The 24,658-nt window shown below is 62.9% G+C and carries 31 protein-coding genes and 2 pseudogenes; 10 read left to right on the top strand and 23 right to left on the bottom strand.

Annotation, left to right across the window (positions count from 1 at the left end):
* Nucleotides 1–73: 73 nt before the first annotated feature.
* The 19 genes from BKK79_RS38200 to BKK79_RS41855 all read right to left on the bottom strand — a co-directional run bounded on the left by BKK79_RS38200 (nucleotide 74) and on the right by BKK79_RS41855 (nucleotide 15,922).
* Nucleotides 74–1,258 (bottom strand): vWA domain-containing protein, encoded by a 1,185-nt coding sequence (locus tag BKK79_RS38200; protein ID WP_071040823.1) that lies wholly within the window; start codon nucleotides 1,256–1,258, stop codon nucleotides 74–76.
* An 8-nt stretch (nucleotides 1,259–1,266) separates the two neighbouring features.
* Entirely contained in the window at nucleotides 1,267–2,184 is a 918-nt protein-coding gene (locus tag BKK79_RS38195; RefSeq protein ID WP_071040822.1) for a hypothetical protein, read from the bottom strand.
* Nucleotides 2,185–2,273: 89 nt separating this feature from the next.
* Entirely contained in the window at nucleotides 2,274–3,299 is a 1,026-nt protein-coding gene (locus tag BKK79_RS38190) for an ATP-binding protein (RefSeq protein WP_071040821.1), read from the bottom strand.
* Between the two features lie 249 nt (nucleotides 3,300–3,548).
* Complete coding sequence (locus BKK79_RS38185) at nucleotides 3,549–5,105, bottom strand: hypothetical protein (protein WP_071040820.1); 1,557 nt, start codon at nucleotides 5,103–5,105, stop codon at nucleotides 3,549–3,551.
* Nucleotides 5,106–5,171: 66 nt separating this feature from the next.
* Nucleotides 5,172–5,561, bottom strand: coding sequence for a hypothetical protein (locus BKK79_RS38180; RefSeq protein ID WP_071040819.1), 390 nt, complete (start codon nucleotides 5,559–5,561; stop codon nucleotides 5,172–5,174).
* A gap of 84 nt (nucleotides 5,562–5,645) precedes the next feature.
* Nucleotides 5,646–5,915: a hypothetical protein gene (locus BKK79_RS38175; RefSeq protein WP_071022962.1), complete on the bottom strand. Its 270-nt coding sequence runs from the start codon at nucleotides 5,913–5,915 to the stop codon at nucleotides 5,646–5,648.
* A gap of 491 nt (nucleotides 5,916–6,406) precedes the next feature.
* Complete coding sequence (locus tag BKK79_RS39915; RefSeq protein ID WP_084085836.1) at nucleotides 6,407–6,622, bottom strand: hypothetical protein; 216 nt, start codon at nucleotides 6,620–6,622, stop codon at nucleotides 6,407–6,409.
* Nucleotides 6,623–6,631: 9 nt separating this feature from the next.
* On the bottom strand, nucleotides 6,632–7,012 hold the full coding sequence (locus BKK79_RS38165; RefSeq protein WP_071022964.1) for a hypothetical protein: 381 nt from the start codon (nucleotides 7,010–7,012) through the stop codon (nucleotides 6,632–6,634).
* 191 nt (nucleotides 7,013–7,203) lie between these two features.
* Nucleotides 7,204–7,683 carry a hypothetical protein gene (locus tag BKK79_RS38160; protein WP_232346508.1) on the bottom strand — a complete coding sequence of 160 codons (480 nt, stop codon included), beginning with the start codon at nucleotides 7,681–7,683 and terminating at the stop codon, nucleotides 7,204–7,206.
* Nucleotides 7,684–8,044: 361 nt separating this feature from the next.
* A protein-coding gene (locus tag BKK79_RS39910) for an IS5 family transposase (protein WP_198173305.1) occupies nucleotides 8,045–8,856 on the bottom strand; the annotation gives its coding sequence in 2 pieces (ribosomal slippage) (nucleotides 8,045–8,508 and nucleotides 8,508–8,856; 813 coding nt in all).
* A 67-nt stretch (nucleotides 8,857–8,923) separates the two neighbouring features.
* On the bottom strand, nucleotides 8,924–9,220 hold the full coding sequence (locus BKK79_RS38150; protein WP_071040818.1) for a hypothetical protein: 297 nt from the start codon (nucleotides 9,218–9,220) through the stop codon (nucleotides 8,924–8,926).
* A 208-nt stretch (nucleotides 9,221–9,428) separates the two neighbouring features.
* Nucleotides 9,429–10,229, bottom strand: a complete 801-nt coding sequence (locus BKK79_RS38145; RefSeq protein ID WP_071040817.1) for a PRTRC system ThiF family protein — start codon at nucleotides 10,227–10,229, stop codon at nucleotides 9,429–9,431.
* Nucleotides 10,226–10,885 carry a PRTRC system protein A gene (locus BKK79_RS38140; protein WP_071040816.1) on the bottom strand — a complete coding sequence of 220 codons (660 nt, stop codon included), beginning with the start codon at nucleotides 10,883–10,885 and terminating at the stop codon, nucleotides 10,226–10,228. The genes BKK79_RS38145 and BKK79_RS38140 overlap by 4 nt, the downstream gene beginning before the upstream one ends.
* Nucleotides 10,886–10,887: 2 nt before the next feature.
* Nucleotides 10,888–11,610 (bottom strand): PRTRC system protein B, encoded by a 723-nt coding sequence (locus tag BKK79_RS38135; RefSeq protein WP_071040815.1) that lies wholly within the window; start codon nucleotides 11,608–11,610, stop codon nucleotides 10,888–10,890.
* A gap of 10 nt (nucleotides 11,611–11,620) precedes the next feature.
* Complete coding sequence (locus tag BKK79_RS38130) at nucleotides 11,621–12,754, bottom strand: PRTRC system protein F (protein ID WP_071022978.1); 1,134 nt, start codon at nucleotides 12,752–12,754, stop codon at nucleotides 11,621–11,623.
* A gap of 108 nt (nucleotides 12,755–12,862) precedes the next feature.
* Nucleotides 12,863–13,072 carry a PRTRC system protein C gene (locus tag BKK79_RS38125; RefSeq protein ID WP_071022979.1) on the bottom strand — a complete coding sequence of 70 codons (210 nt, stop codon included), beginning with the start codon at nucleotides 13,070–13,072 and terminating at the stop codon, nucleotides 12,863–12,865.
* Between the two features lie 10 nt (nucleotides 13,073–13,082).
* Nucleotides 13,083–13,538, bottom strand: coding sequence for a PRTRC system protein E (locus BKK79_RS38120; RefSeq protein ID WP_071022982.1), 456 nt, complete (start codon nucleotides 13,536–13,538; stop codon nucleotides 13,083–13,085).
* 79 nt (nucleotides 13,539–13,617) lie between these two features.
* Complete coding sequence (locus tag BKK79_RS38115; RefSeq protein ID WP_071022984.1) at nucleotides 13,618–15,297, bottom strand: PRTRC system ParB family protein; 1,680 nt, start codon at nucleotides 15,295–15,297, stop codon at nucleotides 13,618–13,620.
* Nucleotides 15,298–15,634: 337 nt separating this feature from the next.
* Nucleotides 15,635–15,922 (bottom strand): hypothetical protein, encoded by a 288-nt coding sequence (locus BKK79_RS41855; RefSeq protein WP_231908281.1) that lies wholly within the window; start codon nucleotides 15,920–15,922, stop codon nucleotides 15,635–15,637.
* A gap of 31 nt (nucleotides 15,923–15,953) precedes the next feature.
* On the opposite strand from BKK79_RS41855, the pseudogene BKK79_RS39900 reads away from it, so the two are divergent.
* Nucleotides 15,954–16,124: pseudogene (locus BKK79_RS39900) on the top strand (IS30 family transposase); the annotation flags it as partial.
* On the opposite strand, the gene BKK79_RS40995 reads toward BKK79_RS39900, so the two are convergent.
* Entirely contained in the window at nucleotides 16,118–16,816 is a 699-nt protein-coding gene (locus BKK79_RS40995) for a hypothetical protein (protein ID WP_157128713.1), read from the bottom strand. The pseudogene BKK79_RS39900 and the gene BKK79_RS40995 sit on opposite strands and share 7 nt — an antisense overlap.
* A gap of 350 nt (nucleotides 16,817–17,166) precedes the next feature.
* On the opposite strand from BKK79_RS40995, the pseudogene BKK79_RS38105 reads away from it, so the two are divergent.
* Nucleotides 17,167–17,684, top strand: a pseudogene (locus BKK79_RS38105) (IS5 family transposase); the annotation flags it as partial.
* A gap of 80 nt (nucleotides 17,685–17,764) precedes the next feature.
* On the opposite strand, the gene BKK79_RS40990 reads toward BKK79_RS38105, so the two are convergent.
* Nucleotides 17,765–18,697 carry a hypothetical protein gene (locus tag BKK79_RS40990; protein ID WP_156811582.1) on the bottom strand — a complete coding sequence of 311 codons (933 nt, stop codon included), beginning with the start codon at nucleotides 18,695–18,697 and terminating at the stop codon, nucleotides 17,765–17,767.
* A gap of 108 nt (nucleotides 18,698–18,805) precedes the next feature.
* On the opposite strand from BKK79_RS40990, the gene BKK79_RS38100 reads away from it, so the two are divergent.
* The 8 genes from BKK79_RS38100 to BKK79_RS39895 all read left to right on the top strand — a co-directional run bounded on the left by BKK79_RS38100 (nucleotide 18,806) and on the right by BKK79_RS39895 (nucleotide 23,589).
* The gene (locus BKK79_RS38100; protein WP_071022987.1) at nucleotides 18,806–19,036 is read left to right on the top strand and encodes a hypothetical protein; all 231 of its coding nucleotides are present in this window, start codon (nucleotides 18,806–18,808) and stop codon (nucleotides 19,034–19,036) included.
* Between the two features lie 375 nt (nucleotides 19,037–19,411).
* Nucleotides 19,412–19,849, top strand: coding sequence for a hypothetical protein (locus BKK79_RS38095; RefSeq protein ID WP_071022989.1), 438 nt, complete (start codon nucleotides 19,412–19,414; stop codon nucleotides 19,847–19,849).
* On the top strand, nucleotides 19,846–20,769 hold the full coding sequence (locus BKK79_RS38090) for a hypothetical protein (RefSeq protein WP_071040814.1): 924 nt from the start codon (nucleotides 19,846–19,848) through the stop codon (nucleotides 20,767–20,769). The genes BKK79_RS38095 and BKK79_RS38090 overlap by 4 nt, the downstream gene beginning before the upstream one ends.
* Nucleotides 20,770–20,781: 12 nt before the next feature.
* Nucleotides 20,782–21,552 carry a hypothetical protein gene (locus BKK79_RS38085; protein ID WP_157128712.1) on the top strand — a complete coding sequence of 257 codons (771 nt, stop codon included), beginning with the start codon at nucleotides 20,782–20,784 and terminating at the stop codon, nucleotides 21,550–21,552.
* A 186-nt stretch (nucleotides 21,553–21,738) separates the two neighbouring features.
* Nucleotides 21,739–22,194: a hypothetical protein gene (locus BKK79_RS38080; protein ID WP_071040812.1), complete on the top strand. Its 456-nt coding sequence runs from the start codon at nucleotides 21,739–21,741 to the stop codon at nucleotides 22,192–22,194.
* Between the two features lie 256 nt (nucleotides 22,195–22,450).
* Nucleotides 22,451–22,990 carry a hypothetical protein gene (locus BKK79_RS38070; RefSeq protein WP_071023001.1) on the top strand — a complete coding sequence of 180 codons (540 nt, stop codon included), beginning with the start codon at nucleotides 22,451–22,453 and terminating at the stop codon, nucleotides 22,988–22,990.
* Nucleotides 22,991–23,005: 15 nt separating this feature from the next.
* Nucleotides 23,006–23,329 (top strand): hypothetical protein, encoded by a 324-nt coding sequence (locus BKK79_RS38065; RefSeq protein WP_071023004.1) that lies wholly within the window; start codon nucleotides 23,006–23,008, stop codon nucleotides 23,327–23,329.
* Between the two features lie 2 nt (nucleotides 23,330–23,331).
* Entirely contained in the window at nucleotides 23,332–23,589 is a 258-nt protein-coding gene (locus BKK79_RS39895; protein WP_083384843.1) for a hypothetical protein, read from the top strand.
* Here BKK79_RS39895 and BKK79_RS38060 read toward each other — a convergent pair.
* Together BKK79_RS38060 and BKK79_RS38055 are read right to left on the bottom strand one after the other, a co-directional pair.
* Entirely contained in the window at nucleotides 23,586–24,065 is a 480-nt protein-coding gene (locus BKK79_RS38060; protein ID WP_071040810.1) for an RES family NAD+ phosphorylase, read from the bottom strand. The two genes, BKK79_RS39895 and BKK79_RS38060, sit on opposite strands and share 4 nt — an antisense overlap.
* Nucleotides 24,065–24,493, bottom strand: a complete 429-nt coding sequence (locus tag BKK79_RS38055; protein WP_071040871.1) for an antitoxin Xre/MbcA/ParS toxin-binding domain-containing protein — start codon at nucleotides 24,491–24,493, stop codon at nucleotides 24,065–24,067. Before BKK79_RS38055 ends, BKK79_RS38060 begins: the two co-directional genes overlap by 1 nt.
* Between the last annotated feature and the right edge of the window lie 165 nt (nucleotides 24,494–24,658).

Genomic DNA, 24,658 nt, shown 5'->3' with positions numbered 1-24,658 from the left:
TTCGGATGCCGGCGCTGCTGCAGAGCAGAGGCCGGGACGAAAAAAATCCCCGGACGGTGCCGGGGATCAAACGTCAAACCACAACCTCCACACACTCACCAAACGGCGGCGACGTGCATCGCTTGAGGGGAGTGGTGGAGGCCCAGAGGGTTGGAAAAGCTGGCGGGGCTGGGAAGGCACCGTCCAGGTCGGTCAGGTACACCAGGAAGGCGGGCTGCACGGCCTGTTCCGCCAGCCATTCGAACGGCGGCGAGAACCGGGTGCCGCCGCCACCTCGCACGGGCGCGAGATCAAGCGCGTCGCCGCGCTCGAAAATCTGCACCTGGCGAACGGCCGCATCGCAGTCGATGACGATCAGGCGGGCCGGTTGGAGCCGGTCCCACATGCACTCGATCTCCGCTGCGAACTGTGCCTGCGTTTCGTCGAACACCGAGCCGCTGCTGTCTCGCACGAACACCGCATCCCCCACAGCCCGAGAGTCGAGCGCTGGCATGTACAGGCCCATGTGGGTATAGCGACGGTTCGGCAGCGCCCAGCTGTAGTCGGTGGTGCTCGACTCACTGGCAAAGCGGTGCAGGATCGAACGCCAGTCCACCGGCGGTTTCGTCGCTTCCCCGACCATCGCCTGCAGGTCACCAGACAGCTGTCCACGCATGCGCGCCACCTTCTCCGCCTGCAACGTCGCCACCCGCCACTCGTCGGGCAGCCCCGGTTGTGCGGTCGGCGGGCCTTGGCGGACCTCTCCGGGCTCGAACGGGTTGCCACTGTCCGGACCGCCGCCCCCATTGCTGGGACTGCCGTTCGGCACCGACGCATCGCCTGCACCATCGCCGGCGCCCTCCGCATCTGGCTTGGGGGCCTGCCGATCTCCCTGGCGCAGGATCGCGTAGATCTCCTCCGCCGACTTGCCGAGGAAGCGCCCGTCAATCAGCACGCCCACAGGCAGCTTCAGCCCCGCCGACAACACCAGGGGATTGATGGCGTAGTCGCACGCACGATTCCAGCGCTTCGGATCGCGCGCGCCACGGCGCCAACAATGGCCGTTGGCCGGGTGGAGCACCTCGTGCGCAAGACAACCGCGCAACTCCAGGTCGGAGAGGGTCTCGACATAGGCCGGGTTGAAGCCCAGCGACTCGCCATCCACCCAGAACGTCTTGCAGGAAGCGTCCTCCGCGATCTTCAGGCGCATCAGAAGCACGCCGAAGAATGGCTGCGACAGAATCAGCTGCGTGCGTTGCTTGATAATTCGTTCCAGCATCGCTCGCCTCACGCCGTCAGCAGTTCGAGCAAGGGGTCGCCCGCCTGCGAGTGGGCGGACACCATCGGTTGCCCGCTCATGAACGCTGCCATCTGCGCTTCGATTTCCATGGCCTTCTCGGCCACTTCGGACCGCAGCGCCGGCGACGCCTTCAGGTCGGCACCGCTGTGGCAGGCCAAGTGCTTGCGCGTGTCCTCGAGGATGCGGGTTAGCGCGGGATCCTCGGAGAAGTTCAGCTTCGGAAGCAGCTCGCTGAGCTCGCGCACCTTGTCGGCGACGTCCAGGCGGACATTCCCGCTCCCATACAGCCGGTTGGCGAAATGCTGCACCGCTTCGAAGAGCCGCCCGACCATGTCATCGTTGGCGGTCTTCACCGCGCCGAGCACGCGCTGTTCGACATCGGCCTTCAGCACGTCCAACACGTTGTGCGGCAGGTCGACGGCGAACTGCTTGGCATCCGGGAATGGCAGCATGGCCAGCCTGGTCCCGAACTTCTTCCGCAGCGCCGGAACTTGTGGGTAGTCCGCCTCATCGAACAGGCCGTTGAGCGCGGCGCGCGCCTCCTCCATCAAGCGCGGGTAGTCCGCCAGGAAAACGTCCACCGTCCCACGGTACTCATCCTGCAGGTACCGCAGGTGGTCGTTGACCTCCATGTAGATCGAGGTGGGCAAAAGCCGCACGCCCAGCTGGTCGTAGTCGAGCGTATGCGCGTCGAAGTAGGAGCGCATACGCCCGGCGATGCTGCACACCTCCTTGTACGACGTGGCGCCGTCGGTCAGCAGTCGCTTGTTGAAGCGGCCGATGTTCCGCGTGTCGTGCGCCGATTCCACCTCGGCCGTGGCCTTGGTGTCGAAACGGCGAGCCCTCCAGACGGAGATGTTGAGCGTGGCGAGCATGACGCGCTCGTTCAGATTGGTAATGTTCATGGTGAATCCTCGAATGAAATGAATGCGGCAAAGAAAAAACGGCGAGCCGGATGGCTCGCCGTCAGGGGGAAAGGAGAAGAAAATGGGGACTACTGGCCGAGCAGCGCCGCCCCGATCGGGCCGCTCTGCGCGACAACGAATGCCGGCGTCGCGGCAAGCGACGCGTCGCGGCGCACCGCGTCGCTCACGAGCATCACCGCGAACTCGTTGAGCCCAGCGTCGACCAAGCGGTCCGCGTAGACCATGACCCGATCGAAGTTGTTCTCGTTGGCAGCATGGCCAAGCGCCGTGGCGATGGCGTTCTGCGCCGCCAGGGTCTCCGGGATCCGCGCCGAGTGCGGCGCGGCGAGAATCTCGGCCACGGATGGCATATCCCGCCAGACCCGCATGAAGCCGATCAGCTCGCCCGCAGCACCAGCGCCCACGGCACCAGTGATACCGGCCAGCTGAAGCTCTGGCGGCAGGACCGGCAGCAGGCGCGCCACGTGCCCCCACGTGCGGGGAGACTCGCGGTTCTCGATCTCCCTCATCCGCTCTTGGCTGACGAGCAGGTCCGGGCGGAAACGCAGGAAAGCGATCAGGACAGGCGGCACGCTGTTCCGCACGGCCCAGCGGGTCCAATCCTCCAAACTGGGTTCCAGCTCCACGATGGTGGCGAAGCGGGACTTCAGCGGATCGAGTACGTTGGAGACGCCGGCGTTGTCGACGCGGCGATTCGTGGCCGCGAGGAAGGTGACGTGATCGGGCAAGGCATGCTCGCCGATGCGGCGCGCCAACAAGAGTTGCATCTTTGCGGCCTGGACGGCCGGCGACGCCTGGCCCAGGTCGTCGATGAACCAGACGAGCGGACGCTGGCTCTGTATCGCTTGCGCGAGATCACCGAAGGGCAGGAACCGGGCTCCGCTACCATCGGCCGCCGGAAACGGCAGCCCCTTGGAATCGGTCGGGTCCTCGACCACGGGATGGGAGATGAGAAGATCGTGCGCGGCAGCCTTGGCGGCCTGGGCGACGATATCGCTCTTACCGATGCCGGGCGCACCGGTGATGAGCACCGGGAGGCGTGCCGGAATGCACGCCTGGAGCAGGGAAGACAGTTGGGAAGGGGTGACTTTCATGGGAGCTCCCAGAGAGGAATCCCCACAAAGACACGTCCTCCACAGGGAGCGTGTCCCTGTGGGAGGTTCAATGAATGCGCCAGCCGGAGGCTGGCAGGGTCGATGCGTCTGAGACGCGGGTGAAACGTTGTTTGAACTGGATCGTTCCAGTGCGAACAACGCTTGCTTGATGCTGCAAAGCGTAGCATCGTTTCCTCGGCGGCGCTAGGCGAATCCCCCCGGCCAGCTGGCCGGGGGATTCGATTGTATTCACGCCGCGACGGCAACCGGCGCCGCCTGCAGGCGGGCCCGGGCGTATGCCAGAGTCCCGTCCTTGGCGCGCAACGGCCGCGCCACGCTGCGGTGCGCATCACGGATGTAATAGGCGTGCGCGCTGCCGCGCTGCTGCTGGACGATCTCCGAGAAGCCTTCGGCGATGCACATGTCCACGTACTCGCGCCCGTTCATCACCCTACCGCTCTCGATGCGCCAACGCGCTGCCTCCGCATTGCGAGTCGCTTCCGCCACGGCATGCTCGCGCTGCGCGACCGCACGTGCCTCGCCAGACTGGTCCTCCCACACGCGCTGCTCCTCTTCCGAGAAACCGCACATGTCGAAAATCCGCCGGCGGCGCGTCGACGCGTTGCAGTTGAGCAGGGAGATGCCGAGCACGTCCCGGACGGCCTTTTTGCTTTGCGCGTTCCGGTCCGCAGGCGTGTCGAGCACGTCGAGGAGCAACGCGACGTCGCGTTGCATGACCGCCAGCGCCAGCTTGTTCGGCCAAGAATAGCCGTAGCCCCGCTTTTCATGCTCCGCAACGGTCAACTCGCGCTCAAATTCGCGCTGGCTGATACTCAGAGCCTTGCGCCGCGACTCAGCCGACGCCACGCTTTCCCGGTAGCGCTTCTCGGTGACCAGCTCATGGAGCCGGCTGGCCAGCGCCGTCACGGGCGCCGCGGCCTCCCCTTCAGGAAGTTTTGGCATCGGCACCGTTCGCGCAGGCAGAAGACCCGCCTCGTACAGCGCGTCATCGACCGCGACGGCGCTGCAGTCCGCCCGCAAGCGGCGGATCACCGTCAGCATCCTGAAGATATGTTCAGGTGTCGTGGCCAGGTGCTCGTGGCGAATGAGATTGCACAGCGCGCGAAGCTGCGCAGGCGGCAGCGCTCCGCGCAGGCCTGGCACGTCGAGCAGCAACCGCAGCCAGTGCAGGTCATGACGACAGATCTCGGGATCGTCGCGATATGCCTTGAGGACGCACTCGCGCACCCTCTCTCCGCGCAGCAGCGCGTACGCGACGTGCACCTCGTGCCGGGCATTGCACCCGGCGCCCGGGGCATACTCGGGGCCATTGGTGCCGTAGCCGAAGCGTCGGCGGAACTCCGCTTGCATGAACGCATGCGGGTCGAACGGGCCCGCCTCCTCGAACAGGTCGCGGGTAGCGAATAGCGGCCCCGACTCAGCCTGGCCGAGATCCACCACCCATTCGGCGAAGCAGCCGAGCGATCCAGCCGTGGCGACCGCCTCCCACGCCGCCCGGCTCATCTCGTGCGGTCTGAGGATCTTGCCGTCGACACGGACCAGATACTGGTCGACCTCGTCGACGATCTGCTGGAAGACAGTACGCATGGTGCCGGCCGGGCGCAGCCCGAGCTTTCCTTGAGGAAGCGCGACGACCGGAATAGTGCCGCGGGCAATGTGGCGGACCTGGACATCCTGCGGGCGGGTGCCCGGCCGCCACCCGGACTTCGCATGGAGGGAGGCGAGCACGCCGGCGAGCGTCGTGCATGAGGCGACCCGTTCCGGGCCGATGGAAATGACGTACATGGATGACTCCGAGGACGGAGCACCCCCCATCCGGGGCGTGCCCCAGATGGGATGGAAGCGGCAGCGTCAGGCCGCAGCGAGAAAGAGGCCGTGGCCGCGACGGCCGGCGACGGCCGCGCGTGCCGAGGCGACCTGCCTGAGCAGGCGAGGACAGGCAATGCGCCAGACCTCGCCGGGACCGTAATCCCCTTGGCGCCAGTGCCCAACGCGGACGAATCGCCCGTCGGCCAACAGCGCCGCCTTCAGCGAGCAAGGCAAGGACCAGTCGGCCGAGACCAGGATCTCGTCGTCGCGCAGGTCTGCGCCGGGAAGATTCACCGTGAGCGATCCTGCTGCTCGCTGGCTACCTGGGTCGATCAGCGTCAGACGTGCAAAGCCATTGTCGTAGAGGCCAACATTCAACGTCAGCCCGGCGACAGATGCTTCGTCGCCGCGCGCATTCAGTGCTGTGTACATTGGGAGCTCGCAGAATGCGAGGCCACCCCGCCCGGGATTGCCCCGCACGGGTGAAAGAAAAAGCAGTGATTGGCCGTCGCGCGGCTAGCGCCCGGAGGGAGAGCGCGCGACGCGGATCGATTCGAGCTTCGCAACAACCGCACGGGCCTTCTCTGTGGCGGCATCAACGTCGGGGGAATAGTCCGCTGAGTAGTCGATCCAGCAACTGGCCGCCAGCGCCTCCAATGCCTGGACCATCTCCAGAATGAGGCCGGCGTGATCGCCCAGTTGGACCAGCGCGAAGAACAAGTCGGCGTCGGCGGGGCAATCGCCCTTTGCCGACAATTCAATCACACGCTCAACAATGACTTGCATATGGGACTCCGAAGAGATTCCTCGGAAGCCCAGATCCAGCCCGCCGGCGCGGATCCGGCGAGGATCGGAAACAAAAAACGCACCCGAAGGTGCGTGGAGGAGGTCCCCAGACAGAATCTGGGACACCTGAGAGGATCGCTGGTGCTCAGTCCTTGTGAACGCGACGACCGTTCCGGTCTGCCCACAGGAACAGCGCTGCCAGGCAAAGCGACAGCAGGAATGCAATAACACCCGTCATGATTCGTCTCCTTTGCAAAGGACGGCGCCGATGAGGAATAGTACAACAGCCGCCGCAAACAGGCCCAGCACATTCAGAACGTGCGATGTGGACCAGCCCGGCGAGCTCCCGATGCAACTGACCATCCCAACAACGGATGCGGCCGACAAGCTGTGGTGATAGCGGCCATACTGCTCGCGCTGTGCCTTGGTTGGCTCGCTGATCGCCTTCCACATGGACTGCCGCAAGCCAGACTTAGCCTTCCGATGTTTCTCTAGCCGATGCGCTTTCCGCATGCACCATGCGGATACTGATAGCCGCCCTCGTAGGCGGTGATCGCGTAGCGATCGCCCGTCGAGCGCGCCAGATCGATTCGACTGACGAGTCGATCTGGCAAGATGACAAGGCCGGAATCCGCATCATACTGCGCCGACCCCGTGGTCTCTTCGCCACTTGTGGTGCGAAAGGTTACCTTGATGAGCGTGGACATAGGGCCCCCTCAGCTACGCCGGCCAGCGAGCACGCGCAGCGTGCCCAGCAGCTCAGCGTAGCCATCTGGGGAACCCAGCGACTGCAGGCAGACCGCATTGTCGCGGCCGCCGGCCAGGTCGTTTCGACCACGGCATGTACGGAAGCGCACCGATACGGCCGGCTCCGCCGGCGCGTGCGCGATTTCCAGATACAGGTTGTCGGTGTGCAGCGCCACCACGTCCGCTTGGCGCCGGCGTTGCCGGTGCGAGCGAATGGTGTAGTCGCGCTGGCGCAACGCCAGATCGCATGCCACGCGGCGCAACACACGCGAGGCGTCGCGCTTCAGGGTAGTGCAGGCTTGAGTGTTGTCCGGCGAGCGGCTCAGGTGAAAGGATTTGGGGAGTTTCATGGGATGTCCAGGTACACGGGACACCTCATCCCCACGGGACTGGTGTCCCGCAATGGGTGAAGGTCTGGGCCAGCCAGACAGGGTTTCGATGCGCCAATGGCGCGATCAAAGAACGCTTGCCCAAGCGTGCGCGCTTGGGCAAGCCCTCTCAGGCTTGCAAAGTAACGGGGCCGGCAAGCCGGCCCGTTGGATCAACGCGTCAAGCGATAGCCCATGCTGCTCGAAAGCAGATACAGGCGCTCACCCGGCTCGAACTGTTGGGATGCATCTTGCACAACGGAAAGCATGCGCCCGGTATCGGTACGCACGAACACTTCCAGGCCAGGTTGCTTGCTGAGATGCTCCGCGACCTGCTGGGTTACGACGCCGCCGACGGCGCCGGCAGCGGTGCCGGCCAAGTAACGCGCCCTGCCGCCACCGATCATGCTGCCGCCAAGCAACGCGCTCACACCACCGCCAATCAGCCCCGGGAGGCCGCTCGAGGTCGACATGAAGCCATCATTGCCGCTGATCATGACCTTGCGGACACGCAACACGGTGACCTGCGCGATATCGCCTTTGCGCATCACGTCGGATCCGCGATACACATCGGGAGAGGCCTGCACCATCGCACAACCTGCGTTGAGCGCGCACAGGACAGACAAAATCACTACGGAGAACAGACGGAACATGGTTGGCTCGCAAGAAAAAACGGGCCAACCTCGCCTACGGGCAGGAAGGCCCGTAGTGGGAGAAAAAAGCTGTGCCGACTAAACAGTCAGCGAGGGTCGATGCGTCTGAGACGCGGAAGGTGTATTGATCATACAGGCGCCGGCTTGCTCTGGGAAGAGTGGCCGCACCTCACAGCGGGCTCGCCTCCCAGCAGAACCCATCGCCGATGCCGTACACCTTAAGCCGAGTGCCGTTGCACAGGATCTCTTGGGATTCAATGCGCAACGGTCCGTAGTCGCTTTCGCTGTCACACAGCACAAAGGCGTCGCCGGCTGCGTCGTACTGCAGCCCAGGCATCTGCTCGGCGAGGGCTAAGAAGGCCTAACAAAATGAATTCCTGAGATGACGCCAGCAGATGATGCAACAGGCGATTTTCAGGAAGGCTTCGTGGATGGTGGCGAGGCGCTCGAAGCGCACGCGCAATCTCTTGAAGTTGTGCAGCCAGGCAATCGTTCGTTCGACGACCCAACGGGTTTTGCCAAGACCACTGCCGTGCGGTTCACCACGACGGGCGATCTCGGTGGCGATGCCGGCGGCGTGAAGCGGCTTGCGATATTTGTCGTGGTCGTACCCACGATCACCCTGGACGATGCGGGGCTTGGACAATGGACGGCCGCGTTTGCCGCGGATAGGCGGAATCGCTTCGACCAGCGGCAGCAGTTGAGTGACGTCGTTGCGATTGGCGCCGGTCAGTATCAGCGCCAACGGTATGCCTTGGGCCTCTGTCAGGAGGTGATGCTTTGAACCGGGTCGCGCGCGATCGGTGGGGTTGGGTCCTGTTTTTGACCCGACCCCACAGCACGAATGGAAGAGGAATCGACGATGACACGTGACCAATCGATGCGGTCGGCCGCACGCAGCTTGGCCAACAGCACCTCGTGCAGGCGGTCCCAAACACCGGCCTCCTGCCAAGCGTGCAGTCGTCGCCAGCAACTCATTCCGGAGCCACAGCCCATTTCCTTGGGAAGCATCTCCCAAGGAATGCCGGACTGCAGGACGAAAAGGATGCCGGTGAGCACGGCCCGATCGTCTAGCGGCTTGCGCCCGGGATAGCGGGTGCGCCGAGCTTTCGGTGGCGGCAGTAGTGGCTCGATGAGTGCCCACAGGTCGTCGTCGAGTATGAGTTTGGCCATGTCCTTTGCGCTGACGAAACAACGCAAAGATTAACAAAGATCACTCGAAGTTAACAGCCCTGTAAATTCATTTTGTTAGGGCTTTTAAGCCGCTCTCGATTGGGAACAGCGGCATCAGCCAACCGTTCCAGGTCTGGCCATCGCAGTAGGCCAGTACGGCGACCGAATCAGGCAGCCATTCTCCCGTCACCATCCGCGGAGCATACGGCACGCGCGCCGCGATCGAGAACGAGGCCGCGAACTTGGCCCGCGGCATCGACTGCAGCGGTGCGCTACTGCTTTCTCCTTGGAACTGGACGCCAACGACCACGACGTGCTCGCCGGTTTCGTTGTGCTGGAATCGCTGGGGAATGGAAATGGGCATCTGCACTCCTATATCGCTTGGGGCACGACCGCCGAGGCGATCTGCCACTAGGGGGAGAAGAGCCGAGCGCGGAGAAGTCCCTGCGCGCGGATACAAACTAGCGACAGCTAGGGCCACCGACTGAAGGGCCGCCGCCGGATTACCCGACGGTGAATGAAAGAGCCCCCGACAAGATCATCGGGGGCGGTGGCACGGAAGCCGCGCGCCATCATGCTGCGCTGGCCAGCTTGCGCTTGCGCTTCGCCTTCGGGTCATAGCCAAACCGCGCCCATACCTCTGGGTCGACGTTCAGCGGGCTGACCCGTCCGGCGGACAAGTTGACGAACACGCCGCTATAGGACAGCGAGCCCGTGCGGAACAGGGTCCAAAGCAGGTTGTACGCTTGCACGGCGATGGCCTGGTTGATGACGAGCGACTGCTTGCGCAGGGCCTCTTCCATCGAACACGACGGCGCCGTGTCGGTCGCATCCCCTTTCGGGTCCATCAGCTCCGGGAACAGATCGCCGACATGCGGCAGGCGCTGCGGCATTCTCTTACCCACCTGGCCAAGAATGACTTGCCCGCGATCGGTCTCATTGCCACAGTCCAAGTAATAGCAGGCCCCGTAACTTCCCTCCATGCTGCTGAGGATCGCCTTGCGGGCGGCCCGCGTGTCGACGCAGCCGATGACCAGATCGCACGCGAGGCGGTCCCGCGAGCCGATACGACGCACCTGCGCTTCCCAGCGCGTGCCCATCAGGTTATTGAGGCGGTTGACCAGCAGCGGCGCCTTGTGCAGCCCAACGTCGTTCGGGTAGAACCCCTGCCGACCAACGTTGGACTCGCTCACCGTGTCGTCATCGAACACCGTGCATGCGATGCCGCCCGGGTGGCCCAGTTCGACCATCGCGTGGTGCAGGCGGGCCAAGTTCGGCAACAGCGCACTGCCGGTGCCTCCGGCGCCCACCACCACGACGCGCCAAGCGCGCGTCGCCAGGTCGCCCGGCATCTGATGGAGAAAGGCTGTCATACGCCCTCCTCTACCGTCGCGGCCGCACCTAATGCGGCGGCGAGGCGCCACGCTGTCGGGATCCTTTCCACCTCTTCCAACACCCCCTTGGCACACAGCCGCAACGCCAACGAGGGATGCGGCCGGTCGCAGTTACCCGCCACCAGGGCGAGCTTCACGTCAAACCGGTCGTCGGCATTGTCTTCGGCAGAGAAAAACGCAGGAATGCGCCCGTGCGAATGGCAATCCAAAACCAGGTACTCGTCGGCCCGTAACTCAGGCCGCTCATACTTCAGGTGCACAGCGCTATGCTCAAGGATCTGGACAGGCACCAGTCGGAACACGCCTGTCTCGGCACGCCACACGATCCAAGCACCGACCTCCTTCGGCATCGCCCGTCGCGCCATCTCCGCAAACTCCCGGACCAGCGCCGGCGGTACCTTCCCGCACAACAGATCGGTGGCTTCCTCCACGACACCGTATGGAATCGCCGTCGGCACCGAGAAACTCGCGATCCGACGCACCAGCCGTACCCATGGCCGGCACACCTCCAGAAAGACACCGTTAGCCGCCATGAGCAGCCGCTCACCGGCGGATGGCATCGGCACCAGGGCGCCGAAGCGCGGCACCATCACGGTCGGCATCGACGCTTGCAGCGTCGCGTCCATTGCATGCATAGTCAAACTCCACGTTTGCCGGCGATCAGGTCGCCAAGCGTGATATCCATCGGAATAAGGACCTCTTTGGGGTAGGTCGGGAACACCCCATCGAGCATGTCTTGCCAGAAGGCAAAAGCCCCGCGTTCGTACTCCACACGCTTGCCACCGGCGTTCGGATGGGTGAATGCGGATGAGAAGAAGGCCTCTTCCCAGCCGGGAACTGATGCCACGTCGATCTGCTTCGGCACTTGAGCGGAACCGATGCAGATCTGTCCCTGATCCCAAGTGTTGAAGTACGGCGGCTCGTACAGGGCAGACCCCGGCAGCGGCCGGCCGTCTTCCTGCAGGCTGAACACGCGAAAGCCGCGCACGCCGGCCTGGAATACCAATCCAGGATGCGGCACCACGGCGCTACGCTTGCCCAACTCCTTGCAATCGAAGAAGACGCGGCGCACCGCCGGCGGGCGCCACCAGGTCACGGCCTCCACGCCGATCGACAGGACATTGGGGGTCAGGAACTCGCCCTTGGGAAGCGCTTCCGCCGCCAGCCCCTTGACCGCATGGATCAGGGCCTGCCGGTTCAGTGGGACACCCGCGCCGATCACCGGACGTTGGCTTGGGCCATCGGTGAGAATCGTGTGTGCCGTCGCATAGGTGAAGCTCCCGGGCTGTGGCCCGTACAGCAAAATGGCCCCTTGCAGGGCCACGTCATGCGACCGGTTGGCGGTCAAAATACTGGCCATGTCGGGCCTCCTATTTGGATATCAAGAAAAGAAGCCGGTCGAGCGCAGCGATGATCTCGAAGGCGCGGGCGAGGCGCTCGTACTGCCGCACGATCGCCCGCCGTTCGGTTTCCAAGGGAATGAGCATCTGGTACTCCGTCGCATCCCCGCCGTTGCTTAGGTCTTGGAAGTGGTCGTCGAGCAACTCCACCGCCCATTCTTCGGCGTCGACCACGACAGTCGCGGCCGAGTAGCCAGGCTCTGCCCATTGGGCATTGGAGAACAGGCCTCGTCGCCGCAGGCCGCGCATGCTGGCCTGCAGCCCGATCACTGCGAGGCAGACCTCGCGCCCCCAACCACGGCTCGCGTCGGCGAGACTTTGCAGCTCCCGCGTACTGAGGACGCGACGCTTGGCTTGGCCGCGGCGCTTGCGTCCAATCTCCGACATCAGCACATCCGGTCGAATCGCGGGACGGACGACCGACGGCAAATAGTGCGCGGCGTCTTCGTCGGACATGTCGAACCACCCCTTCAGGTGCTCACGCGCATCGTCGTCAGAAATGCCCTCGTCATAGTCCCACCAGCGGCGCGCGAACATCTCGATCATGGCCCCCGGCGTTCGGATGAACAGGGTATGGCCGGAGGCCTCATCGATCAGAGACATCGCGGTGCAGAGGAGCGAGCCGTGGACAGCGTTGAGCGGCTCGATAGACGCCTTCAGCTGATAGACCTCCTCTTGAGGCAGCTCGATCGCGAGATAGAGTGGCGCAGTCAGCTGATCCTCCCAGCCGAACTGCTCGACCACCGCCATCGCCGCGCTCTGGTCCAACAATGCGAAGCCGAAGTTCAGGCGACGACATTTAGGCATACGTCGACGAAGCCACGCGAACATAGCCTGAGCGAAAGCGTCACCAGCATTCCCTGGCGCCCGAACATCGCGCGCCAATAGTGGTCCGGCCTTGAAATGCGCCTGGACCAGCGGACGAAACGACTGCTCGTCCTGGTAGGAGACATGGCCACGCGCCGGAACATCCGCCGCGAGACTGGGAAGTGTCAGAAAACCATCGGAAGATCGACTGGCGGCAGCGGGAGCACGTCGTTCCGGCGACCAGTCCGATCCTCCGAGATCGATTGCCGCATCAAAGGTTCGAGAATCGAACAGCACGTCTTCATCTCCTCAAGATGTAAAAAAACCGCCCTTACGGGCGGCTCCTCGTTTGGTAGGCGGAAGTCTTCGGTGGACAACGCCTGCATCAAATCGCGCTTGCGCATGTCAGCCCTTCGCGCCGGCGGCACGAACGAACTTGTAGCGCGCCTTGTCGCCCGTGTGCTCCGGGCCCTCCACCGCGGCGGTGGTCAGCTCGGGGTATTGGGCGGTGTACATATCGCGCACCTGGTCCGGCGCGAAGGCCGGACCAGGGTCCAGCAGCGTCATGCCGTTGTAGGTGAACTCGCGCAGCAGTTGGGTGATGGTGATTGCCATAGCCGTCCCCTTACAGCAGCGAGGCGAGGTCGGTACCCGCCGGCTTCGGCTCCGGCGCAAGAGCGGGCGCCGTCGCAGCAGTGACCTTGGCTCCGCCCTCACCTTCATCGCCCTCCGGATCGGAGTCGGACTGGGCGCCAGCCTGTGTGGCCGGTGCATTGGCCTTGGCCAATGCCTTGGTCGCCTTCGATGACTGTTGCGACGTCGCCGCCTTCAGGACCGCGGCGGTGGCCTCAGCCTGCTCCGCGAGCGACCGATGCGCAACGCCGACCGTGGCCACGGCTTCCGCGAACCCCGCATCGAGTTCCGCCGGCGTCGCTGACAACGCCAAGGGCGTCGCCAGCGCCGCGTGGGCCGGATTCTTGACGACAGGGGCTACGAACACGGACATTTGCTCGCCATGCATGGCGAGCGTGAGCACAACCTTCTCGCTCGCTTGCACGAGCGCGGCCAGTTCTTGAAACATGAGAAATACCTCGGAATGAACGGATGGGCCGGCCGCCAACTGGCGGCCAGCATGGGACGCGGCCAATGGCCGCTGAGAATCAGTACTGCAGGACTTTCGGCAGCTTGCCGGCGTACTCGAAGCCGTCCACCGTGATCAGTGCTTCGATCAGCTCCGGCTTGGACTTGCCAAACACCTTGGCAAAGCCGGCACCGATCTGCTTGCGCAGACCCAGTTCGTCGGCGAGGACCTTCATCTCGGATTTCGTGAGCAATTCGAGGAAATCCTTGGAATGCTGAAGGTTCCAGTGCTTGCGCAAATCCAGCTTGTGATGCCTGCAGAGCGCGACCAAGTTCGGCACATCAACGCCTTCGATTGCCGCCACGGTCATGGCGGTGCTCAGCGTGACGCGCTTTTCTTCCGCCACCTTGTCGATGGCGACCAGGTTCTTGGCCAGGTCATGGACGCTTGCGCTGTCTTCGGTGATCTTTGCGAAGAGTTGCCCCATCGCGGTCTCTCCGATCGTGCGCGCCTGGCCCGACAGGGTTAGCGCCAACAGGTAGCGATTCGCCACCTCGGGCGCCGCGGCGACTTCGCGACGCAACGCCTTGCGCCACAGCGCCACCCTGTAGGCTTTCACCTTCTCGGACTCGCTGATCTTGGTGACTGGCTTCTCGTCGGCGGAAGCCTTCGACGAGCCCTTCCCAGCACTGGCGACAGCCGCAGCAGGCTGCTTCGGTTGCTGTGCCGCAGACTTCGCATCACGCTCCGCCTTCAGCCGCGCCGCGACCATCTTCGTGTTGCAGGATGGGTCGAAGCATTGACCGCGGAACACCTTTCCGATGCTGTCCGGCAGCGCGCTGACGGCCGCGCCGAAGCGCTCGCAAGCATGGCAGGCCTTGGCTTGCTCCTCACCGACGCCAGTCGGCCCTTCGGCCACCAGCTGTACACGGGTGTGGTTGTCACCCGCGCGCACGATTCGGATGACCGGGTACTCGTCCTTCAGCGTGTAGGCAACGCTCTCGAGTTGGGCTTCACCCTTCTTGTCGTAGCAAGCCCGGTTGGTGCAATTGCCAGAGGCAATCGCTTCGCCGAACAACTCCGTTTGTAGGGAGGAGTTGTGCGGGCAGGCCGCGCACTCTCCTTTGTCGAAGATGGCCTTCTCCAGGCTGCAGGCAGCCCCTTCGATGGTCTTCCTCAGTTCCGCGACGGACTTCTTCTCGGCGATGATGACCGGCAAGATGACGTCCTGCTTGTCCTTCGAGAGGGTAGCCAGCAATTCAGCATGACCAATCTGAATTGCCCGCGTGTTGAGCGCGTCGCGCGTCGCGACGCTGCAGGCCATCAGCGCCAGGCGACGGTCCAGCGTCGAGCGAGACCAACCGATCACCCTTGCGGCTTCATCGCGATCGCCATTGACGGTGCCAAGTACCTCCGCCGCTGCGGCTGCCTCCTCAGTTGCAGACATGTTCGCACGTTGAATGTTGGTAACGAGCGCGTAGCGTTTTGCCTCCGCGTCGCTCATTTCCCGGATCACGACAGGGACGTCGTAGTCCGAATCCAATTCTTCAGTCGCTGCACGGTAGCGCCGTTCGCCGTCGACGAGCTGATACCAGCCCGGCTCCTGCGGTCGGACGAGAATCGACTGCAGGATGCCGTCAGCCCGTACTGACGCTCGCATTTCCGACATTTCCTTAGGGTCGAAGTACGTACGGGGGTTCAGGCCAGGACGAATGCGGCCAAGCTTGACAGTGGTTACAACAGAAGACGCTTGAGACATGATGGGTTCTCCGCAAGGGATGAGGGAACCCGCTACCGCATCGGGAACGAGTTCCCGATGGGATGAAGAATGGTCGCCAGACTTTCCGTAGAGACGGATAGCCCGGGGTACAGCCAAAAAATGTGCGCCGGGGAGGCGCTAGGTCGATGCGTCTGAGACGCGAAAGCGCATAGAGGTTACCCGAAATCAGCTACCGATGCCAGCCCCGACGCTTTGGCACGTCGTAACGGCTCGGCGCCGGTCATTCCGCAGTTCGCCCCTCGCTGCCCGCCAACGCTCCGCCGATCGACCAGCGAGTGAGGGGCGCAAAACGACCCTTAGCGGACCCACGCGCTTGCTATCTAAGTCGCTCAACTTTCAGATTGTAGATTGCCAAGACTGCCCTGCGCCCCTCGACTTTGCGACCGGCCTCAAACTCCCTGAGCATCTCGGCCAGCTTTTCATCAATGAAAGCTGCGGCCTCTACATCATGAGTGAGTTGTTGCCGGATTTCCAACCAGAGCCCCTGCAGATCCGCCATGTTGCTTTGGTAGTTCACGTACTCAGGCAGTGGATACTCGTCGGGAGCATATGTGGCGCTTGTGAGAGCGCCGGCGAAGTCTGCAAGCTTTTCCTTGAGTGACATTCATTTCCCTCTGTCGGGCAAGTGGAGCAAACGTAGGAGCTTACCCAAGGGCACCGACCTGTCCGTCCACTCGCAGGAAGAACTTGACGCCATCGCCGACAGCCTCAACGGCCGGCCGCGCAAAACCCTGAACTGGCACTCCCCGCTACAAGTCCTCGCGCAGGTTCTGGCCAATCCCACGGACCGGCTTCCTGTTCAATAACTGAGGGGTGTTGCACTTCGCACTTGAAACCGCCCCCCCTCCAATAACGAAATGAGATCGTCAATCCTCTTCTCTACCCTCTCACGCTGGGCCGGAGCGATCTTTGCTACGTAGCTCTTATATTGATCAACCAGCGACTTTAGGCGGTCCGACTCAGCAATTGCTGAGCAAGCAATCCCATAATATGCGCGCCGCGGAAAATTATTGCAAAGCGGATGAACCTTGGTTTCAACTGGCTCATTCAGACCGACCGAACAATTAAGCAGACTTGAATATTTCTCATAAAAATCTCCACCCTCACCTTTCAGAATAGCGAGCATATTGGCAGATACTCTCAAAACATCACCTTCTGCTGCTGCAAAGCGGATATATTGAACATAATTACGACTTGGCGAAAAGGGAAAATAGCCAAGGCCGCGCTCAACGGTTGTCGTAAACATCTGATTGCCTGCCCCAAACACCAGGCCAAGTTGATTCACGACATCATCCACGACGTCATGACGGACACCGACAAGCGGGATTAACTCCAGCCGCCCGCCATCATCATGTGTCGGATGTGCAGCCCAAGTAAAGGAATCGAACCCCCCATCCCACCTTCGGACAGACATCTCTCGCGCATTGATCCAACTGAAGCCAAGTCTTTCCAGATCAGGACAAAGCGCCTTTACAAGCATCTTTTCAACAGCGTGCATACCTATTTCCACCATTCACCAGCTATGGGAAGATTCGGACCGTTGACTCGACGAACCGGAAATGGGTCCAGAATAGATCCCGCAGGAAGACCAATTACTCTGCCATTATTTCCAACCAATACCCCTCCGTAGCTCTATAGATTTTGGAAGTGCTGAATCTGACGCTCAGTATAGGGTGCATTTTTCGAAAGCTTAAATTCGAGCGCCCCAAGTTCCCCCGTATCTGTTCTGGTTCCAAATACATCTAGAACGGTACGCCCCTTCATCAAGTTGCCATCTTGGTCGAACGCACGAACTGACAGGCGTCGTACCAGTTGCCCTTGTTCGAATGCCTGCCCTGTTGCAGCAGCTATTCCAAGCGCCGCACTTGGCGCAAGGTCCATCTGGCGATGGACGCCAAGACGGCCTGATATGTGCCGCCCTGATGACCCATCAGGATGTCGGGGATGCCGATGTCCTGCCTGACTTGCTCGACCAGTTGCCGCCTGAGACGCCTGTGGACATTGTCGGCGGTGATGGCGCGTACGACAGCAAATCGTGCCACGCGGCAATTGCTGCCAGAGGTGCTCAGCCGTCGATTCCACCGCGCGAGGGCGCGATGCCTTGGCCGGACGCCACGCCCGGCGCGGCGTGGCGCAATGCAGCCATCGACGTCATCGCAAAGAGCAGCAGGCGCGAATGGAAAAAGGCCAGCGGCTATCACCGCCGCTCGCTGGTCGAGAACCTGATGTATCGGCTCAAGACGCTCACTGGCCATTCGCTGTGGGCGCGCGAGGTCGGTTCCTAGGCGACCGAGGTAGCAATCCGTGTGGGCGTACTCAACCGCATGTCTGAGCTCGCTCGCCCGCAGTCCGTCCGCGTTACCTGAATTCCAACTCAAGGGGGTAGCTCCGCCTTCAAATTCGATTTATGCAACAACGCCCCATTGATGACCAACCTTCGAGCAGACTATCTCTTGGGCTCTACGACAAATGAGCCTTCGCCGTTGGCGCAAGTCATCCCGACGCAAGCTTGCATAGTTGTACCGATCACCCCCGGCCAAGTTGCAGTACAACCAACAAAGCCATCCACCTGTTTGGGATTCAGATCGATCACGCCGTTCCAGGTCCAACCGCAATTTAGAGCGGGGATTCTCGACGATACCCGTCCGGTCGGATTCCCGGTAAAGTTGCTGAAGACTGCATAGGACGCAGCGTGAAACAGCTCGCCGACCTTAACAGCGTAGCCATTGTTCGGATGAACACTGATCGTGGGAATTGCTGCGATTGCTGCTCGCGGACTTGGTGCCGCACCGGACTTTCCCCCTTGCTCGCGCAATTGCTGAGGCGTCCAAGCTGGCGGCGTCGATGGCATGATCGACGGAGACTTCTCCATCTTTATGCCCGGGGCGATCACGGCTCCGCCGCCTTCTTTTGGAACGTATGCGCCAGTGAATCCAGGGGAGGAATCCACTCGGCGACAAATGATCGCGTCAGTCGTTTGGGGATCGAGCGTCAGGTCTCCTTCGTTCGTGATGTCCACCCCTCCGCGTTCCTTACACCACTGCGCATGCCGCGCATTCGCATCCGGTAGCTGCTGTGATCGCAGTATCGTGCGTGAGCCATCGGCATTCCGTACGGCATTGTCTGGAGCTTGCTGCGCGTATGCGACATTAACGCCAGCTGCTGCAATCGTGATTCCAACGAGAACTTTCAAAGCTGAATGCATTGCGTACCCTCGGTAAGAGTGCTTCGTTGTCTGGCCCAGCTGCCTGAGCCATACCAGTTCAGTGACTCCGGAATTCGCATGCGCTGCAGGGAAGCTGTACAAACACCAGCGATCGGCGATGCGATTGCATTGATTGTTCCATACATTGCAATACATTACAATCATAACTAACATATATGTATCTCATATCAGTCAACTGAATTGCCTACATTGCCGATGGGCCGCAACCAAAGATGCATGCGCGTTGCGGTGGTGCAGACAAGAGGACGCATGTCACACTGATTGACTTCGGTCGCCTATCTCGAATGCACCAAGGTGGTCACATATCCCGGCGGCGACCACGCGGTCTACCAGGAAAGAATCAATCACTTCGTCAACACCGGTCGCCGCCAGCTGGCCCTCCGCGCCGCCAGGTACATCGTGCCGTCCGCGCACGCGCTTGCGCCCTCGATGCTGCCGCTGGGCACCTCGCTGCGGACGCGAGGCGGCGTCGGCCATGTCCGCGCTGGCTAGGTCGTTCGGGCAGCACACCCTATGCCTGTCGGTGGGGGCAACCACGCTTCTGCCGTGATGCACTGCGAGGCATCGGTATTGCCACCGACGGCGCCTCCGCCACACGGAACGCGCCAAGGTGCACCCTTTCGTCCTCCACGACACCCACCCACCGACCGCGATCGGGGTGTAAGGGATGACAGGTGACCCGAATACGACCAACGCAAGACTGAGAAGCAGGCCTATTACCGCGCAAAGGGCATTCCCTTGGTCAGGTGGATTCCCACCGAGACGCCGGTGACATCCGTGCTGCTCCCGGCCATGCGGAGATCCGCAGCCGCTTGACTTTGCCAGATGGCCGATACGCTTGAAAGGTCATCGCCTCAAGAACGTAACATGGACCTCTGCACTGAATCGGACTACGACCGCGCCGTCGACGTGGTGCACCGCCACCGGGCTGCCTCAGTCGCCCTGCTGCAGCGCCAACTCAACTTCGAGCCCGCCTATGCACAAGCGCTGCTGCAGCGGATGACTCGGGACGGCACCTTTGTGCGGGAACTGGAAAGCGGCCTCTTCGACTATCTCCCGCCTTCCATGGCCATCGAACTTGCCGCCTTGCGCGGCTTCGCTCGCGCCGTGATGGCGTCATGGCCGCATGCCGATCTTGCGGCCGGCACGCTCCACGATCTCGCGGTTGAGCACGGCTTACTCCACGAGATCCGGGCCGCCGGCCCGTGCAGCGAGACCTGCAGTTGCGCGACACTCTTCTCTTTCCCCGTAACGTGCTATCGGAAGGCCGCCGCGATCAGCGATCACCAGAGCAGACCAAAATGAGCGACCTCTACGTAGTCACGACCTATTTCAATCCTTGCCGGTACCGGACGCGGCGCACCAACTACGACCGATTCCGGCAAGGCATACGCGATGCCGGTGTACCGTGCATCACCGTCGAATGCGCGTTTGGCGATGCGCCGTTCGAGTTGCCCCCGGCGCTCGACCTCGTCCAGGTTCGTGCCGGCTCTCTCCTTTGGCAAAAGGAGCGCCTGCTCAATCTCGCCGCTTCGTGGCTTCCGCGCCAATGCAAGGTTGTTGCGTGGCTCGATTGCGACATCCTGTTCGACAACGAGAACTGGCCGGAGGAACTGCTTCGCGTCATGCGCACGCACCAAATCGCCCAGGTCTTCGAGACCTGCTTGCGCCTCGGACCTGCCGGCGGCGTTGCATCCAGTCTGGACGTCGCCGAATCGTTCGCCGCCGTCATGGGCCGTCATCCCCATAGCCTCGAGGCCGGCCGCTACGATGCCCACGGGCACACCGGCTACGGATGGGCAATGCGGCGAGAGATCTTCGATGCGGTCGGGCTATATGAGGCCGCCGTCTCCGGCAGCGCCGACCACTTCATGGCCCATGCGGTCTACGGACACCACGGATTCTGTATCGAGAACGCGCTCAAGCACGATGCCCGGCAAATCGCGCACCTACGGGCGTGGTCCGACCGCTTCCATCGGATGGCCAACGGCAGCCTCGGTGTCGTCCCGGGCCGCATTCGCCATCTCTGGCATGGTGATGCGACCAACCGCCGCTACTTCCTCCGGATGCACGAGATCACCGATCTCGGCTTTGACCCCTGGACGGACCTAAGAGCGCTGCCCGGGCACCCCCTCGAATGGACCAAGTCCATGGACAAACCGGAGCTGCGCAAGTATTTTTCTAACTACTTCGCCAGCCGCCAGGAAGACGGCGTGGCCAGCTAATTGCTCACCAGCATGGACCAACAAACCATCACTGATGCCCGGGACGCTGTCGCGACGGCCGTCGCTTCTTTGGAACGCCGCTCGCAGCACCTGGAGGGCCTGCTCGCTGCCGCTCAGCGCACGAGGAGAGACTACCTGGCGGACATCGTGCGCACGCTGTTGCCAGCCATCTCCCGAAAGGTTCTCGACAACCTGCGCGCATTCTTGCCGCAATTCGTCGACCCGACTGTCGTGCAGGCCTTCGCCGACAATTACAAGCTGCTCGGCGTCATACCGCTTTCGGGCTCCCAGCAAGTACTGGCCATTCTCCAAACACGTCTGGCCGCCCATCTTGAGCAAGCCGGACACGGAGAGTTGCCAAGCCTCAATGCGGAGGTTGAGCGGCTGAAGAGTGAGTTGGCGCAGGTGGACCACGCCCGCGCCGGCGCCGCTGCACTTCTGCCGGCGGTCGAAGCCGCCCGGCAGAACGGCACGATCCCGGAAGCCGCCCGCCCATACCTCAACCGGCTGGCCACGGCCGGCACCGCCTTGCGCCCGCCAACATCGAGACCTGTGGCCTCGGTGGGCACTTCCGATGATTTCGACTTCTGGTTGTACTTGCTCACGGACTTGCCAACGAGCTTCCGGACCATGCTGCTGTCCGCGGTCACACATCACCATCATCGGGACGAGGGCGCCTCGACCGCGCAGGCCATTGCCTCCCCAACGCCCGATGCGGATGCGTTGGTCGCGCCGGCGGCACTGGGAATCGCCATCGACGACTCTCTCGGCCGCTTCTCGTAGCGCGATGGCTTGACTTCTCTTGGCGGTCGGTAGGCTGGATCTATCGGACCGGGTCAAGCGCTTGCCGCTGGCTACGTGTCCGCACTTCCCAACCGAACGGACGCCACGATGCCTTCTTGTTCCACGCCCGCCCCTGCTACCCACCAGCTCTCATGGGAGCGAGCCCGCGACCTGCTGGCCAACCTGATGGTCGGCTTTGCCGACACCCAAGAGCCTACCCACCTGGTCGCGGTCGCTTCGCTCGACGCTGTCACCGAGTCACCGCGTATGCCGCTCCATGCGCTTCGCGCCGCCTTGCGCTTGTCCATTGCCGCGGAAGCGCTCCCGGCGGGTGTCGAGCAATCACGGAGCCCACCCTTGGATGCATTTCGCTTTCTCGATTCCGATGATCTCCAGGACCTGGCGCTTTTCAACGCGCAGTGCGAGGACTTCGAAGCGGATGGTCACACGATCCCCAAGGCAACCATGCGTCGCATGATCGAACTTGGTGCCTTGCGCTCCTTAGGCTGGAACCGCTACGGCATCACGGCGTTTGGCGCATGGCTGGTCGCCAGCCATCAGGGACAGCCGTCGCCGTTGCCGCTTCGCGCCAGCGCTCACGGTATTGCCACGCCGGCCACCCAGGGCCAGGAGGCGGCGTAATGGGCTACCTGAACCCGTTGCTCGCCCTCCCAGCTGGCCGAGCCCTGCGAGCGCTCCCGCCCGAGGTACGCGCGCCCCTGGTGAAGCTGCTTCGGGAGCTGCGCACGCAGTCCAATACGGAAGCCGAGAAGGCATGGGGACGCCGCAAGGCTCCAATGGCGGCCTACTGGCGCGCTGTGGCAACCTACGCTCGGCATACCGCCCACGCCCTGGAGCAAAAGGATCTGCCTAACGCAGGCGCCGGGGGGAGCGCGTCATGACGGCCATCAGTCAGCCCGACACCGCCGACAAGGTCGCTCAGGCCGCACTGGATGCCATCTCCGCATTCCTGCACGCCACCTCGCCGACCGTCGACGAGAGGACCAGCGTCCCCACCAGCGCGCTCTTCTCACTGCTAGACGCGGCAAACACACTCAGTACCCGCCTCCAGCGCGCCACACCGGTGCCGCGCGCCCGAGAATCGTCGGCGAGTGTGCAGGACGTCGAAATCTCGGCGGAAATGCTGCCACCGGCAGAGCTCGCGGGCATGGCCTTCTGCCGCATCGAGCGATCCGGCTCCCCGGCCGAAGCCGGGCCGTGGCTACTGGCCGCAAACCAGGCCGGCACGGTCCTCGCAACGCTGGCCACCGCTGAGTTCGGCGCCATCGCTCCGGCGCCGACGGGTGACGCGATCCGCGCCATTGTGCAGACGATGGAGACCCATGGCCTTCTCACCGGCATAGACAGCCAAGTCCGACGCCGTGCGCGGGCCTTCGCGCATGCCATTCTTGCCCTACAACACGCCGGCTCCATCTAGTTTCCGGAGGCAACCATGCAAAGACCGTACATCGTTCGTCTCAGCGCCGTCGCCGTCATCATGGCCGCCGACAATGCCTCCGCCGAGCACGCGGCCCGCCGCTGCCAAGCCGCCATCTTGAGCGATGCGGCCCAACTGGACATCCGCGTCGACGGGCCTGTGGCCGGGCTAAGTGAGCTGCCGGGAGGCTGGCGCGCGCACGAGATTCCGTATGGCGGCGACGGCCGGACCTCGCTCGAGCAACTCCTCCGCTGCATCCCGCCCATGCACCCACGCGACGATCGGACCATCGACATGTTTTCCGACGACGCCCAACCCAGCTCACGATCCCCAACCTAAAAATGTTCGACGACGATCGAGAATTTCCGCAGCCCGAAACCGTCCTGGCCATCCGTGGCGCCATCGCTCTGGGTCGCAAGAACGGGCCAGTTGGGCCGCCTGGTAACTGGCTCAACGAGTTCTGGCATATTGGCCGTGCAGCCGGTGAGGCGGCCGAATCGGTCGCCGGCTATATGGCTCACGCATGCGATTGCATGCTCGCTATCACCCGGTGCCATCTGGAACTGGGTCACACAGCGCCGGCGCGCCGGCCAGATTAATCGCTATCGGGTGCCGACGAGGCGGCAAGAAACAAGCGCTGATCCCAAATGACCGGCGTCGGAGACGACGAGGTAATGCGAGCGCTTTCCGGGTGGTTGGGATTGACGAGAGCATTCCACTCCGACCTAGCGACGACCGACGGCACCAGCAGCACCGCGCTTCGTGCCTCACTTAGCCACAGATCTCCGAATTGGCGCGCTGCGGCTGAGTCAGGCCGATCCCACCCGTCAGGCAATGCCTCGGCAGGCGCCTGTTCCACCGAGACTCCATCCGGGACTTCGGCCATCACCGACACCTGTGTGGTCGGAACCTTGCCGATCCGCGCGTGTACAAGGATTTCCAGCATGGCGCCGGCATATGTCAAGGCACCATAGATAACGGGCTTGCCCGCACTGTTGAACCGTCCCCCGACAAGCATTGCGCCAGTGCCATCCCAGACCGGGTGCCTGCGGTCGGCGATTCGGAAAATCCGCATCACGCCGGCAGCCCATAGAACAGCTTCGCCAGCAACTCCTCGACGCGCCGCGCTCCAAGCTCTGTCATGGCGACGTCCAGGGGCCGACGCCCCTCGAGCAACGGGTGCGGTGTGTTGAGAAAATCACGAGCGTCGACCTCGTCATCCCAGACATACAGCGCCGTCGCAAACACGCGCGCCAGCCGCTCAGTCTTCTCCGATTCATCCGGACTCAGCCGATCCCGGCGGCGCTTGAACGTCGCTTCCGGCACGATGCGGAACAGTAGCCCCCTTTTTTCATCTGGCGTACGAGCCACATGCGTGACACTCGCCTGCAGAGCGGCCTTGGGAAGCCCTTTGCGTACGCGGTCTTCCAATTCGGCGAAACTCTGCGCGACGGGCTGGAGCGCCATTACAGCACTGATGCGCTCTGGCGAGACTGTGGTCATGAGAAACTCCGCGAGCATCATTTGATCATACAATTATAGATCATTTGATACCGCCACGCACGCGGGCATCGACCCTGCGGTACGAGAGGCTCTGGAGGCCCCAGTACCAACATCGGCAAAGGATGGCCCGGCGCCTTGAGAACCGCCGGAGGCATGCTGAAGCCG

The sequence above is a fragment of the Cupriavidus sp. USMAA2-4 genome, assembly GCF_001854305.1.
Taxonomy (GTDB): domain Bacteria; phylum Pseudomonadota; class Gammaproteobacteria; order Burkholderiales; family Burkholderiaceae; genus Cupriavidus; species Cupriavidus malaysiensis.
Note: the sequence above shows the minus strand (reverse complement) of the source record. Positions and strands in the feature narration are given on the sequence as shown.